The sequence below is a fragment of the Ascidiimonas aurantiaca genome, from assembly GCF_037646345.1.
Classification (GTDB): domain Bacteria; phylum Bacteroidota; class Bacteroidia; order Flavobacteriales; family Flavobacteriaceae; genus Ascidiimonas; species Ascidiimonas aurantiaca.
Map to the genome: position 1 here is coordinate 397,419 of NZ_JBBEWR010000002.1, position 14,098 is coordinate 411,516.

The window sequence follows — 14,098 nt, forward strand, 5'->3', positions numbered from 1 at the left end:
AATCTATTGTATGAAGGTTACTTTATTAATTTTTCCTTTTTCAATTTCGTAAATAGCAATGGCATTGAGGTATTGACCATTTATCCTTACATATTCCTGATCAATCACTTTGTTGCCCTGAATGATTCGGTTTTTAATCTCACAATGCAGATCAGGTGTATTTTGGAAAAAGGATTCATATTGTTTTCTAAGGGCTATTTTGCCTCTGCTGATAAGTGTGTTAGGAAATTTATACAGTGCAATATCATCGGAGAAAGTATCTAAGAAAGCAAAGATATCACGATTGTTATATGCGTCTAATTGTTGTTGAACAATAGCCTCCGGAGGCTGTTCGGTTATTACGATAGCCATTTTCCTGCCATCGGGGCTTATGGCCATTCTGGTAATGCCGCCCAAGCCAAATTCTGCCAGGTTTTGCCCATAGTTCCAGCTTTTACTTCGTTTGGTATCATACTCATATAATTGGGTTCCGTGTGCCATAAGGATAATGCCGTTGGGTGTCCAACATATGTCTTCGGTGTTTTCATGAACCTGTGTTATGAGTTTCATGTCACCTGTTATGGGGTGAAGTGACCTGATCTCCCAGGTATCATTCTGCTTACTTATATAACTTATTAGTTCTGAATCGGGGATACGGTGAAGGGATCTCCCTATATTTTTTTGATATACCAGATTGGTATTTTTTACCAGATCTGAAACTACCAATGAAGACTCTTCTCCCAAAACAAAAGATACAAGTATGCCGGGACTGTACCATGTATGATATCCAACAACGAAATCACTAACAAGTACTTCGGAAGTTTTAAAGTCGAGATCGTATAAAAAAAGTTGCTGTTTTCCATCGGTTTCAAGCCTTATGGACGAAAGGGCATTTCTACCGGGTACTTTAAGCGGTGAGTATTCACTTCCATCGGTTTGGGTAACCCAGGTAGCTTCCATAGTTTGGAGATCCAGTTTTTTTATATCGGTTTGTCCGTTTCTGGTAGCTGAAAATACGAGGGTTTCATTATCGGGAAAAGAAGGTTGATTGTCATATGCTCCCGGGTTTTTAGAAACGTTTACAGGGTTGCTGAGTCCGTATTCAGGATGAAAATCAAAGAGATAAACTTCTGTGTTGGTTTGTGCTAGAATACAAATACTAAACAAAAGAGAGGCAAAAAGCAGGTATTTTTTCTTCATTCATTTTAGTTTGTATAAAGGTACTAAAAAACGCCCTGAAAATTTCAAGGCGTTTTTGAATCATATCATAATACTAAAGGTATTTACTCTGGAACAGCTTAAAAACAGTATTGATTTTCTGATGTAAGTTTTTCGGCTATGATGTTTCTAAGCTTCACTACATTGGGAAGATTCGTATATTTGGTAAACCTTTTGAGTCCCATAAGCATCATACGTTGCTCATCACCCTCGGCAAACGATACGATCGCTTCTTTTCCTTTACTGCTAATTATTTCAACGGCATTGAACAGGTTGAGTCTGGCCATGGCTATTTGATGTACCAGTGCCTCTTCGCCCAGTTTTTTGGCATTTTTTTCTGTCCTTAGAATGGCTGATTCTGCCATATAGATCTGGATCAGAATATCTGCCGCAGCCATAAGCAGTTGCTGGTGTTCTTCTAATTGAGGCCCATATTTTTGCACTCCGGCACCGGCGATCATAAGAAAGGCTTTTTTCAGCCTGCCTATAATCTCTTTTTCTTCTGAGAAAAGTTCTGAATAATCGGGTGAATCAAAAGAAGGAATGCCCATGAGCTCATCTGCTACTTTCATTGCAGGTCCCAGCAGGTCCACGTGCCCTTTCATACCCTTTTTAATAAGCATACCCACGGCGAGCATACGGTTTATTTCATTGGTGCCTTCATAAATACGTGAAATACGGGCATCTCTCCAGGCAGACTCCATAGGAGTATCTGCCGAAAACCCCATACCTCCGAATATCTGGATGCCTTCATCGGTACAGTTTTGTGCGTCTTCTGAAACGGCCACTTTTAGAATAGAACATTCTATGGCGTATTCTTCTACTCCTTTTAATTCTGCTTCCTGGTGACTGTTTCCTTCTGCAACACGAAGTGCAATACGGTCTTCAATGTTTTTGGATGCTCTGTAGCATGCTGACTCTCCTACATAAGTAGCTGTGGCCATTTGGGCAAGTTTGGCTTTAATGGCACCAAATTGTGCAATAGGGGTTTTAAACTGAACACGCTCATTTGCATATTTTATAGCTTCGGTAGTAACCCGTCGTTGCGCATCTAAACAGGCAGCCGCGAGTTTAATACGTCCTACGTTAAGGGCATTCATGGCAATTTTAAAGCCATTTTGCCTTTCTGAAAGCATGTTTTCAACAGGAACTACGGTTTCGTTAAAAAATACCTGTCTGGTAGAGGAGGAGTGAATTCCCAGTTTGTGTTCTTCTTCTCCCAGAGTAATTCCGTTTGAAGGATCGTTCTCTACAATAAAACCGGTAATATTCTTATCATCTTCAATACGCGCAAAAACAATAAAGACATCGGCAAAACCTGCGTTTGATATCCACATTTTCTGACCGCTTATCTTGTAGTGGGTACCATCATCTGAAAGTACGGCTTTGGTTTTTCCGCTATTGGCATCAGAACCGGCTTCGGGCTCTGTTAAGCAGTAAGCGCCAAACCATTCTCCGGTAGCCAGTTTAGGTACATATTTTTTCTTTTGTTCTTCTGTACCATACAGTGTAATGGGCATGGTTCCTATTCCGGTATGGGCCCCAAATGCTGTAGCAACCGAACCGGTGGCTCCTGAGATATAATCACAAACCAATACGGTGGTTACAAAGCCCATGCCCAGTCCGCCATAGGCTTCGGGTACAGCAATTCCCAAAAGACCGAGTTCACCGGCTTTCTGCATGATCGATTCGGTAAGTGCATAGTTTTTCTTTTCAAACTCTTCCTTTTTGGGCCATATTTCACGATCTACAAACTCTTTTACAGAGTCGCGCATCATTTTTTGCTCTTCGGTAAAATCTTCTGGTGTAAAAACATCCTCTGCCAGGGTTTCCTTTACCAGAAACTCTCCTCCTCTTGTTAAATTTTTGCTAAGTGTTTCCATTATTTTTTAGTATTTGATATGAAAGTATCCTGATTGAGGATACACATACTGATATTAATTTAAAAATTCATAAATTCCCGCGGCTCCTTGTCCGGTACCTACACACATGGTAACCATACCGTATTTATTGCCACGTTTACGCATCTCATCAAATAGTTGTACGGACAGTTTGGCACCTGTACATCCCAGAGGATGCCCCAGTGCAATGGCGCCGCCGTTTACGTTTATGATCTCGGGATTAAGATCGAGTTCTCTTATCACTGCGAGTGATTGGGAAGCAAAAGCTTCATTAAGTTCTATGAGGTCAATATTTTCTTGTTTCATACCGGCCTGATCTAAAGCTTTAGGAATGGCTTTCACTGGGCCTATTCCCATAATGCGGGGTTCTACACCTGCGGCTGCATAACTTACCATACGGGCAATAGGTTCAAGATTGAGCTCTTTTACCATTTCTTCGCTCATAATCAGTACAAATGCGGCACCATCACTCATTTGTGAAGAGTTACCTGCGGTTACGCTTCCCCCGGCAGCAAATACCGGTTTTAACCTGGCAAGTGCTTCTTTATTGGTATCGGCCCTGGGACCTTCATCTACTGAAACGGTGTAGGTTTCTGATGTTTTTTTACCATCTTTTACATACGTATGTTCTACGGATATAGGAACAATTTGCTCATTAAACTTTTTCTCTTCCAGTGCTTTTAGTGCTTTCATATGAGAATTATAGGCAAATTCGTCCTGATCTTCTCTAGAAACTTTAAATTGATTGGCTACTGCCTCGGCAGTAAGTCCCATTCCCCAATAGTAATCTTCATGTCCTTCTTTGGCCAGACGATAATCTGGTACAGGTTTGTAGCCTCCCATGGGAATATAGCTCATGCTTTCGGCCCCTCCAGCGATAATACAATCGGCCATACCGGTTTGGATCTTTGCTGTTGCAATACCAATGGTCTCTAAACCGGAAGCACAATAGCGATTTACGGTTACTCCGGGAACATCTTCAATTTTTAATCCCATAAGTGAGATAAGCCGGGCCATGTTCAGACCCTGTTCAGCTTCGGGCATGGCATTTCCTACGATCACATCATCAATACGTTTTTTATCTAATTGGGGGATGTCTTTTAACAAATGTTCTATAGTTTCTGCTGCCAGTTCATCGGGCCTTTTAAATCGAAATAACCCTCTGGGTGCCTTGCCTACGGCTGTGCGGTAGGCTTTCACGATGTATGCGGTTCTGTTTTTCATTTTAAAACTATGTTTTGGAAAGAAGCGATAATGTATATCTGGTTACTTTCGTTTTATTTTTATATGCTCTGATTAATAAGAGTTGTTTAATAGATTTTCTAATTTCTGAGTGGTTTTCCTTTTTTAAGCATGTGCTGTATTCTTTCTAGCGTTTTTCTTTCGGTACAAAGAGATAAAAAGGCTTCTCTTTCAATGTCAAGAAGATACTGTTCACTCACATAACTGGGTTCTGAAAGGTCCCCACCGGCCATTACATAGGCCAGTTTGTTGGCGATTTTGCGGTCGTGTTCTGAGATGTAATGTCCGGCCTCCATAGAATCTGTACCTACCAGGAACATTCCCAGGGCCTGTTTTCCGAGAACTTTCACATCGGTTCTTGGTATAGGTTTTGTGTAACCGGCCTCTGCCATAAGAAGAGTGTGTTTTTTAGCTTCTGCTATCTGACGTTCTCTGTTTACTACGATCACATCTTTTCCTTTCTGGAGGATGCCCAGGTCAAATGCTTCATAAGCTGAGGTTGACACTTTGGCCATACCTATAGTAAGGAAATATTCCTGAAGCACATTGAGTTCTACATCGTTTTTCCTAAAGGAGTCAGAAGCCCTAAGGGTCATTTCTTTGGATCCGCCTCCTCCGGGGATCACACCTACTCCAAATTCTACTAATCCAATATAAGACTCGGCTGCAGCCACTACTTTGTCTGCATGCAGACTCATCTCACAACCACCCCCGAGGGTCATACCGTGAGGTGCTACAATAACGGGGATAGATGAATAGCGTACTCTCATCATGGTATCCTGGAACATCTTAATGGCCATATTGAGCTCATCATATTCCTGTTCTACGGCCATCATAAATATCATTCCTATATTGGCACCTACAGAGAAATTAGCTCCCTGATTGCCAATTACGAGTCCCTGATATTCTTTTTCAGCCAGGTCAATAGCTTTATTGATACCCTGAAGTACGCCGCCTCCAATGGTATTCATCTTAGATCTGAACTCGAGGTTGAGAATGCCATCGCCCAGGTCTTCAACTACTGCTTCGGCATTTTTCCAGACGGTTTTGGCTTCTCTTATATTATCGAGTATAATAAAGGCATCCTGCCCTGGTTTTTTAACCTGTTTTTTTGTAATGGTATCGTAATAATGGGTAGCTCCCTCTTTTACTGTGTAGAAGCTTTGATTTCCCGAAGTCAGCATGTCGGTTACCCAGGAAGCCGGTGTGAGCCCTTCGGCTTTCATAAGTTCAATTCCTTTTTCTACTCCTATGGCATCCCATATTTCAAAAGGCCCGTTCTCCCATCCGAAACCAGCTTTCATAGCATCATCAATGCGATATAACTCGTCTGATATTTCGGGAATACGGTTTTGTACATAGGCAAACATGGCAGCAAAGTTCTTTCGGTAAAAATCACCGGCTTTGTCTTTTCCACTTACCAGTACAGGAAAACGATCAATTACATTATCTATGGTTTTTGTGAGTTCAAGGGTAGCAAACGATGCTTTTTTACCTTCCCGGTATTCCATTGTATTAAGATCAAGTGAAAGAATTTCACTCCCTCCGTCTTTACCTTTTACTTTTTTATAGAACCCTTGGCCTGTTTTACTACCCAACCATTGGTTATCCATCATGGTTTGTATAAAATCCGGTAGTTTAAAAAGATCATGTGCTTCGTCATCAGGACAGTTTTCATAAATACCATTAGCCACATGTACTAATGTGTCAAGCCCTACTACATCAACGGTTCGAAAGGTAGCTGATTTAGGTCTCCCAATTACGGGTCCGGTAAGTTTATCTACTTCTTCTACGGTCATTCCCAACTCTTTTACCTGATGAAAAAGACTCTGAATACCGAAAATACCGATACGGTTTCCTATAAAGGCGGGAGTATCTTTGGCAAGGACTGAAGTTTTACCAAGAAATTTTTCACCATAAGACATAAGAAAGTCAACTACTTCAACACGGCAATCAGGACCGGGAATGACCTCAAAAAGCTTTAAATACCTGGGAGGATTGAAAAAGTGGGTCACTGCAAAGTGTTTTCTGAAATCTTCGCTTCTCCCTTCATTCATAAACTTAATAGGTATTCCTGAAGTGTTGGAAGTAATTAGTGTTCCCGGTGTACGGTGCTTCTCTATTTGTTCAAAAACTTTTTGTTTAATATCCAGTCTTTCTACTACTACTTCAATGATCCAGTCCACATCTTTTATTTTATGCAGATCATCATCCAGATTCCCGGTAGAAACTCTACTGGCAAACTTTTTGTGGTAAATAGGAGAAGGATTTGATTTAAGAGAAGCTGCTAAATTATCGTTTACAATACGATTTCTAACTGCTTTATTTTCCAGGGTGAGGCCTTTCGCCTTTTCTTTATCGGTAAGTTCACGGGGAACAATATCGAGTAGTAAGACTTCTGCACCGATATTGGCAAAATGGCAGGCAATACCACTACCCATGATCCCTGATCCAATTACCGCTACTTTATTTATTCGTCGTATCATTTTAAAACTAAAGGTTTATTGTTAATTACGTTGAAACTTTATGTGTATAAATCTTTTTTTCTGAGATGAGTTCGGAAATCACTTCGGTCACTTCAAAAAAGTGAGCCAATTGAGTATCGGTTACATGTTTTCGCACTACATCGTTAAAACGAAGTACGACTTTTTTGGACACCTCTCTCTTTTCTTTACCAAAATCGGTAAGATGAATAAGGACACTGCGTCCATCATCGGGGTTTGGTTTACGTTCAATAAGTAGTTTTTCCTCCATACTTTTAAGTATTCGGGAAAGACTGGTGGCCTCCATACCCATTTTTGGCCCCAAAGAAGTGGAAGGAGTACCCTTCTCAGGATCAATACTCAGTAAGGTAAAGCCTATAGCCATAGTAGTACCAAATTTACCGGCTTCTTCATTATACATTCTGGCAACTGCCTGCCAGGTGGCTCTTAAAGCATAATCAATGGTCTTTTCTTTCATAGGTAAAAGAATGAGTTTCAAATATACTAAATATTTATTATGCATGCATAATAAATATTTTAAAAAATTGTAAATACGTAGGAAAGGCAACTAGATTTTGTGCAAAAAAAACTCCCCTGGGTATGGAGGAGCTTTTAAAAGAGTGAAATTTGATTTAGAAATTACGTTCGTAAATTTTATTATAAAGATCTATATATTTTTCTTTAATAACCCTCCTTTTGAGTTTCATGGTAGGGGTAAGGTGTCCTTCGTCTATACTCCAGACATCGGGTGTAAGTTCAAAACGTTTTATTTTTTCCCATTTCCCGAAACGCTGGTTGTAGAAGTCAACTTCTTCCTGGATTCGGTCAAAAACATCAGTACTGGCAATTATCTCTTTTTGACTTTCTCCCAGCTTAATATTATGTCGTTTTGCCCATTCTCTTAAAAATTCGAAGTTAGGCTGAATAAATGCTGCAGGCATTTTTTCTCCTTCGCCTACGACCATGATCTGTTCTATAAAACGCGACTGCTTCATTTCATTTTCAATAAGCTGTGGAGCTACATACTTCCCACCTGAGGTTTTGAACATCTCTTTTTTTCGGTCTGTGATCTTTAAAAATCCTTCTGCATCAATTTCACCAATATCCCCGGTATGGAAGTATGCTTCGGTCATAACTTCTTTTGTCTTTTCAGGATTTTTGTAGTAGCCTATCATTACATTGGGACCCTTACAAAGTATTTCACCGTCCGCTGCTATTTTAACATCAACTCCCGGTATCATTTTACCAACAGTACCTACTTTCCATCCGCGATTGTTTTGATCATTTACTGCAATTACGGGGGATGTTTCAGTAAGTCCGTAACCTTCCATAACCGGGATTCCTGCTGCGCCAAAAATGCGACCCAGCCTGGGTTGTAAGGCAGCACTTCCCGATACCATGATCTTAAGATTACCTCCTAAAGCTTCCTGCCATTTGCTAAAAATAAGTTTGCGGGCTATTCCCAGTTTAAATTCATACCACGCACCGTTGTCTTTATATGGTTGAAATTTGAGCCCAAGTTCAATAGCCCAGAAAAAAAGCTTTTTCTTAATTCCGGTGAGTTCGGTGCCTTTGGCATAGATCTTATCATATACTTTTTCCAGTAATCTGGGCACCACTGTCATTACATCGGGCTTTACCTCTTTGAGATTATCGCTTATTTTTTCGATAGATTCGGCAAAATAAATGGAAATGCCACAGTATTGATACAGATAGGATACCATTCTTTCAAAAATATGGCACATAGGCAGAAAGCTCAGGGCTTTGCTTCCGGTTTGTAACGGCACTCTTTCGGCACTTGCCAATACATTTGATACTACATTGTTGTGTGATAGCATTACCCCTTTGGGTTCTCCTGTAGTACCGGAGGTATATATAATAGTGGCCAGATCATCAGGTGAAACATTCTTTTTACGTTCTTCTACTTCCGGTTGACTGGTCTCATCTTTTCCAAGATCAAGAAGTTCCTGCCAGTTTTTTTCTCCTTCAATTTCATCAAATGTATATACTTCTTTAAGAGAAGGTACATTTTTGCGAATCGCATTGAGTTTGGTCATTACCTCTGCATCTGAAACAAAACAGTAGGTGGACTCTGAATGGTTGAGTATATACTCATAATCTTCCTCAGATATGGTAGGGTAAATAGGAACATTTTGAGCTCCTATTTGCAGTGCACCAATGTCTATAATATGCCATTCGGTTCTGTTATTTGAAGAGATTACGGCTACTTTATCGTTAGGTTGCAGCCCTAGTTTTAAAAATGCTCTGCTAATACAATTCGATTTTCTGATATATTCCCCGGTTGAAGTCTTTATCCATTCATTGCCATATTTAGTAGTGAGTGAGTCTTTTAGCGCAAATTTTTCCTCCTGATAATACGGAAAGTCGAAAAGACGGGAAACGTTGATCATAGTTTAGCGTGTTTAAACAAAATCGCAAAATATAAAATTTCACCTGTATTTTCAATTATAGTTCTAAAAAAACATGTAAATATTTATGAAGTTATCAAAAGCAGGAATTATAACGTAGTTTTTACTTCTTTTTTTGAAAGAAGCAAAATAAAAACATATAAGTAAATGTTAAATTTACAGTCATAACCAATAAACGAGTTGTTTGTGTATTTTAACGAAAATTCGTTATATAATTACTATAAGATGATAATTGTAGTAAGATATTTCTATATATTAGCAAAGTAATTAGTGTATTCCCTATTCTTACTTTTACCCTGTAGTCTTACTTCATTACCGTATTTATGCTCTGGCTAAGTATTTAGTGTAACCATAATCAATTAAACTTTTGTATTTATGAAAAAATTTTTTTCAAGCACCCTTTTTCTAATGGGGAGTATGGCACTGGTATGTGCTCAAAGTAACAGTAGTAGTGTTGCTTCAGAAGGTGAAGCCAATACAGCTACGGTTAACCAGACAGGAGAAACCAATGTTTCATCAATAGGGCAAAACGGAACTAACAATCTTGCCAGTGTAAGGCAGGGTTCGGAAACTTTTAGGGCTTTTGGCAGCTATGCCGAGCAAACGCAAACAGGTAGTGATAACATAGCATCCATAGAACAGGAGGAAGTGGGTAATTCTGCATGGCAGCTACAGCAGGGTACTGCTAATACAGCATTTATAGGTCAAAACCTGCTTACTTTTGGTGAAGGTAATGAGTCAATTCAAGTACAGATTGGTGATGAAAACGAAGCAATCACTACACAAGAAGGTATTGGTAACTCTGCTACCATTACTCAGGGATCTGAATTGTTTGCATCTAATGGAGGTGTAGCTGTTCAGGACCAGTTTGGACTTTTTAATGAAGCTGAGATCGTTCAGGAAGAGTTTGACAATACCGCTACTCAAATTCAGGATGGAGTTGAAAACTTAGCTACTGTAGAGCAAAACCTGATCGCTTTTGGTGGAGGTAATGTAGCTACGCAAACCCAAATAGGAGAGCAAAATGAAGCGATCACAATTCAGGATGGCTCTGATAATGAGGCAATCGTAAACCAGGGGTCTTTTTTCTTCCCTTCTGTAGGTGGTTTTGCAGGACAAGTACAGGACGGAGAGTCTAACTTTGCCATTATTACTCAGGAAGAGTTTGATAATGAAGCTATTCAACTTCAAACCGGGTCTAACAACGTTGCCGAAATAGAACAAAATCTTTTCTTCTTTGGAGGTAACAATTCTGCTATTCAGGATCAAATAGGAACAGACAACCGGGCATTCACCTTTCAGGATGGAAATGGCAACTCAGCTTTGACCGTACAGGGGTCTTTCTTCTTCTCTTCAAGAAACGGTTTGGCAGTAATTGAGCAAATTGGTGATGATAATAATGCTTTTATCAATCAGGAAGAAGATCTGAACGAAGGTCGCCAGTTACAACTGGGTAGCGGTAATGACGCATCAATTATTCAGAACCTGATACTTTTTGGAGGTGAAAACTTAGCGGTACAAAATCAATTAGGAGATTTTAACATGGCAAGCACCACCCAGGACGGAGAATTCAATATTAGCAACATGCTACAATCTGGCAATAACAATATGGCAATGGACGTACAGTTTGGCGTGTCTAATAGCGCCACAACTACACAAACCGGTTCTTTCCATAGCAGTACTATAAGTCAAACCGGAATTGGAAATGTGGCTACAGTAACACAATCTAACTAAAACAAGATGATAAAAAGCAAAATGGGGACCAGTATTCTATGGTTGGTTCCCGTTTTGTTCTCAAAAATGGTTTTATAAAAAACATCAAAGCCTTACATAATGCTTTTGAAAAAAGATCTTTTACATGCAGGTTTGCTTATAGTTTGCGTTTTACTAACCAGTTTTTTGGGATATACCCAGTCAGATACCCGGGATTGGCAGGTTTTAAATGAGATACAGCAGGTAGCTTCTACCGAGGTTACCGGCATTATACAAAATTCAGCTATAGCTCAAATGTCTGATGTTTATATTTATCAGTCAGGGGAGTTTAATACAGCTCATGTTTACACCCGTGGAAACGGGTCATCGGTTTCTGTGAACCAGTTGGGGCTCAATAATAATACAGAATTGTTTTCTGAGTACACAGTGCTGGAATCCCATATTCTCCAACAGGGCTCAAACAACCGTATCACGGCCCATTATTTTGGTAATGAAGGGGCGGTTTTTAATGAATTTGTTCAAAATGGCAGTAATTTGACACTCGAAAAATACGGTGCTAACTCTATTTCCCAAGGTATTCGGGTCACTATGCAAGGGCAATCCCGTTCAATAATCATTAGAAGTTATTAACAAAAGACTGTTACAGTTGGTAAAAGGGGTTTTATATGTGGTTTTTTTATTCTCAGCGGTAGTTTACCCCCAAGAGTCGCAATCTTTGATCAGTGCAGAGTTGGATACAGATCAAACTGACCGCGGGTATAAAGTGAGAGCACTGGTGAAAAACGATTCACCAATTTTTAAATCCCTGAGTTATGAACTGGCAATTATTAAAAGTTTTGATGATACTGCGAGAGAGAGAAGTAGTTCAAAAGATAATTTTAGCATAGAGCCGGGAGAAGTAAAGGCGCTTAAAGAAGTTTTTGTGGCTTTTGAGAATGAAAGTAAGATCATCGTACTATTGCTCATATCTGAGGATGATAAGATCATAGCTAATAGCCGAAAGGTTTTTTTGAATGAAGACCTGATAAAGAATAAAACTATACCTGCGAATGACGGTATAGAGATCAAAGGACTGGTTATTGACAATGTGGTATCTAAAATAGGAAAAGATTTTTACGATATATTTTACAGGCAATACCAGTTGCAAAACCTGCGAAGCAGTTCAATGGTAACTATTGAAGAACAATTAGGTATAGGCCTGGGTGCCCGAATTATTATTAAGGTAGATAACGATATTGTTTTTGAAGGTTTTGCAACACCCGGAGAAGAATACATTAATAATATGGCAAATGCTACAGTGAAAAAAGTGGTAACCTACCTTGAACAGAAAGAAAAACAAAAAAAATACATTACCCAATATTAATTTTATGAGAAGTCCATATCTTATTTTATTTACCTGCATGTTCGTTACCGGGGTTTTTGGACAACAACTGGTATATCGACCTGTAAACCCTGCTTTTGGAGGAGATACGTTTAATTATAACTGGCTTTTGAGTTCTGCAGAAGCGCAGAATACTTTTTCAGAAGAGGGTACAAATCAACAAACTTCTGAAATTGATGAGTTTACCAGTAATCTTAACAGACAATTACTCAATCAGTTGTCCAGAAGCCTTTTTGATGAAGAGTTTGCAGGGCGGGACCTTCGCGAGGGTACTTTTAATTTTGGAAGCCTGTTCCTCGAGATATTTCCTTCTAACGAAGGGCTCACCATTGATATTCTTGATACCAATACCGGAGAAAAAACACAGGTAATTATTCCTTTTCTGTAAAAGTAAATGATGTTCAAAAAAGCAATTTATCCTTTTATTTGGGGTACTCTTATGTTTTGTATTTCATGTGGCTCTTATTTTAATCAGCCACTGGCGGTTCAAAAAGCGAGAATGGGAGAAACTACTCCTGTTGGAAGTGAACTGGCCGGATTGCCGGCGCCAAAAGAGCCTATTGTAGTAGGAGTATATAAGTTTAGAGATCAAACAGGGCAGTACAGACCTGTTGAAAACGGTACCAGTTGGAGTACGGCTATTAGCCAGGGAACCACATCTATTCTTATTAAAGCCCTGGAAGACTCCGGTTGGTTTGTACCTATTGAAAGAGAAAATGTAGGGAACCTGCTAAACGAACGGCAAATTATACGAACTACCCGCCAGCAATACAGTACGAACGAAGAAACAAGAGATCAGCCCCAGTTACCACCTTTGTTATATGCAGGTGTTTTACTGGAAGGAGGGGTGATATCGTATGACTCTAATGTAATTACCGGAGGTATAGGAGCACGTTATTTTGGTGTGGGGGGTTCTTCCCAGTACCGGCAAGACCGGATAACAGTATATTTAAGAGCCATTTCTACATCTAATGGAAAAATCCTAAAAACTGTATATGTTTCCAAAACCATACTCTCACAGGCAGTAGATGCCAGTGTGTTTCGTTATGTAAAATTTAGAAGATTGCTGGAAGCAGAAACCGGTTTTACCCAAAATGAACCTATACAGCTTGCCGTTACCGAAGCTATAGAAAAAGCAGTACACTCACTTGTTATAGAGGGAATACAGGATAATATATGGACCACAGCCAATGCAGATGAAGGTATCACAGCAGTGGAAACGTATAAGGTTGAGAAAATACAGGAAGCCGCTACTTCATTGCAGGATAGGTATCTTACAGACAGACGTAAAAACCACGCTTTAAGCGTCTCGGGTATGGCCGGTTTTATGGATGGAGACTACGCAGATGCAGTCATACAATCAGGAGTGATGGCAGGATATAAACAGCGATTGATCCCTGCTTTACGATTATCGGCACAGGCATCACTTTTTTCTTTGAAAAACGAAGAAGTTTTTTCTAACAGCTTTTTTTCTTTTGATGTGAATGCCGAGTATATCGTACTTCCGTTAGATCGTTTTTCTCCTTACATATACGGGGGCGGAGGCGTATTGAGTACAACCAATCTCGATGATTTTAACCTTAAGTTACAATACGGACTGGGATTGGAATACATGGCTTTTAAAAATACAGGATTACAGGTGTTTGCCGAACAAAATATTTCGTTTGACGACACTATAGATGGATTAAACAGAGGAAAGCGGGATGATTATTTCTGGCGTTTTGGCCTCGGATTAACTTTTTACTTCTAGAA

General features: G+C 39.6%; 11 protein-coding genes. 5 read left to right on the forward strand and 6 right to left on the reverse strand.

The features are described from left to right. Positions 1–3 precede the first annotated feature (3 nt). The 6 genes from WAO84_RS04360 to WAO84_RS04385 all read right to left on the reverse strand — a co-directional run bounded on the left by WAO84_RS04360 (position 4) and on the right by WAO84_RS04385 (position 9,234). The gene (locus WAO84_RS04360; RefSeq protein WP_340063849.1) at positions 4–1,179 is read right to left on the reverse strand and encodes a nuclear transport factor 2 family protein; all 1,176 of its coding nucleotides are present in this window, start codon (positions 1,177–1,179) and stop codon (positions 4–6) included. 98 nt (positions 1,180–1,277) lie between these two features. Beyond that, entirely contained in the window at positions 1,278–3,080 is a 1,803-nt protein-coding gene (locus WAO84_RS04365) for an acyl-CoA dehydrogenase family protein (protein WP_340063850.1), read from the reverse strand. Between the two features lie 54 nt (positions 3,081–3,134). Next, on the reverse strand, positions 3,135–4,322 hold the full coding sequence (locus WAO84_RS04370; RefSeq protein WP_340063851.1) for an acetyl-CoA C-acyltransferase: 1,188 nt from the start codon (positions 4,320–4,322) through the stop codon (positions 3,135–3,137). 98 nt (positions 4,323–4,420) lie between these two features. Beyond that, a complete protein-coding gene (locus WAO84_RS04375) occupies positions 4,421–6,826 on the reverse strand; it encodes a 3-hydroxyacyl-CoA dehydrogenase/enoyl-CoA hydratase family protein (RefSeq protein WP_340063852.1) in 2,406 nt (801 codons plus the stop codon). Positions 6,827–6,851: 25 nt separating this feature from the next. Then, positions 6,852–7,301 (reverse strand): MarR family winged helix-turn-helix transcriptional regulator, encoded by a 450-nt coding sequence (locus WAO84_RS04380; protein WP_340063853.1) that lies wholly within the window; start codon positions 7,299–7,301, stop codon positions 6,852–6,854. A 154-nt stretch (positions 7,302–7,455) separates the two neighbouring features. After that, positions 7,456–9,234 carry an AMP-dependent synthetase/ligase gene (locus WAO84_RS04385; RefSeq protein WP_340063854.1) on the reverse strand — a complete coding sequence of 593 codons (1,779 nt, stop codon included), beginning with the start codon at positions 9,232–9,234 and terminating at the stop codon, positions 7,456–7,458. Positions 9,235–9,627: 393 nt separating this feature from the next. Between WAO84_RS04385 and WAO84_RS04390 the strand changes: the two genes are divergently transcribed. The 5 genes from WAO84_RS04390 to WAO84_RS04410 all read left to right on the forward strand — a co-directional run bounded on the left by WAO84_RS04390 (position 9,628) and on the right by WAO84_RS04410 (position 14,096). Then, the gene (locus tag WAO84_RS04390) at positions 9,628–10,986 is read left to right on the forward strand and encodes a hypothetical protein (protein WP_340063855.1); all 1,359 of its coding nucleotides are present in this window, start codon (positions 9,628–9,630) and stop codon (positions 10,984–10,986) included. A 99-nt stretch (positions 10,987–11,085) separates the two neighbouring features. Beyond that, positions 11,086–11,595, forward strand: coding sequence for a hypothetical protein (locus WAO84_RS04395; RefSeq protein WP_340063856.1), 510 nt, complete (start codon positions 11,086–11,088; stop codon positions 11,593–11,595). 85 nt (positions 11,596–11,680) lie between these two features. Then, complete coding sequence (locus WAO84_RS04400) at positions 11,681–12,328, forward strand: CsgE family curli-type amyloid fiber assembly protein (RefSeq protein ID WP_340063857.1); 648 nt, start codon at positions 11,681–11,683, stop codon at positions 12,326–12,328. 4 nt (positions 12,329–12,332) lie between these two features. Beyond that, complete coding sequence (locus tag WAO84_RS04405; RefSeq protein WP_340063860.1) at positions 12,333–12,734, forward strand: curli production assembly/transport component CsgF; 402 nt, start codon at positions 12,333–12,335, stop codon at positions 12,732–12,734. A 6-nt stretch (positions 12,735–12,740) separates the two neighbouring features. Then, the gene (locus WAO84_RS04410; RefSeq protein ID WP_340063861.1) at positions 12,741–14,096 is read left to right on the forward strand and encodes a CsgG/HfaB family protein; all 1,356 of its coding nucleotides are present in this window, start codon (positions 12,741–12,743) and stop codon (positions 14,094–14,096) included. Positions 14,097–14,098 lie beyond the last annotated feature (2 nt).

Bases quoted from the DNA above. Each gene is read 5' to 3' on its own strand.
- WAO84_RS04360 (WP_340063849.1), bottom strand. From the start codon at position 1,179: ATGAAGAAAAAATACCTGCTTTTTGCCTCTCTTTTGTTTAGTATTTGT.
- WAO84_RS04365 (WP_340063850.1), bottom strand. From the start codon at position 3,080: ATGGAAACACTTAGCAAAAATTTAACAAGAGGAGGAGAGTTTCTGGTA.
- WAO84_RS04370 (WP_340063851.1), bottom strand. From the start codon at position 4,322: ATGAAAAACAGAACCGCATACATCGTGAAAGCCTACCGCACAGCCGTA.
- WAO84_RS04375 (WP_340063852.1), bottom strand. From the start codon at position 6,826: ATGATACGACGAATAAATAAAGTAGCGGTAATTGGATCAGGGATCATG.
- WAO84_RS04380 (WP_340063853.1), bottom strand. From the start codon at position 7,301: ATGAAAGAAAAGACCATTGATTATGCTTTAAGAGCCACCTGGCAGGCA.
- WAO84_RS04385 (WP_340063854.1), bottom strand. From the start codon at position 9,234: ATGATCAACGTTTCCCGTCTTTTCGACTTTCCGTATTATCAGGAGGAA.
- WAO84_RS04390 (WP_340063855.1), top strand. From the start codon at position 9,628: ATGAAAAAATTTTTTTCAAGCACCCTTTTTCTAATGGGGAGTATGGCA.
- WAO84_RS04395 (WP_340063856.1), top strand. From the start codon at position 11,086: ATGCTTTTGAAAAAAGATCTTTTACATGCAGGTTTGCTTATAGTTTGC.
- WAO84_RS04405 (WP_340063860.1), top strand. From the start codon at position 12,333: ATGAGAAGTCCATATCTTATTTTATTTACCTGCATGTTCGTTACCGGG.
- WAO84_RS04410 (WP_340063861.1), top strand. From the start codon at position 12,741: ATGATGTTCAAAAAAGCAATTTATCCTTTTATTTGGGGTACTCTTATG.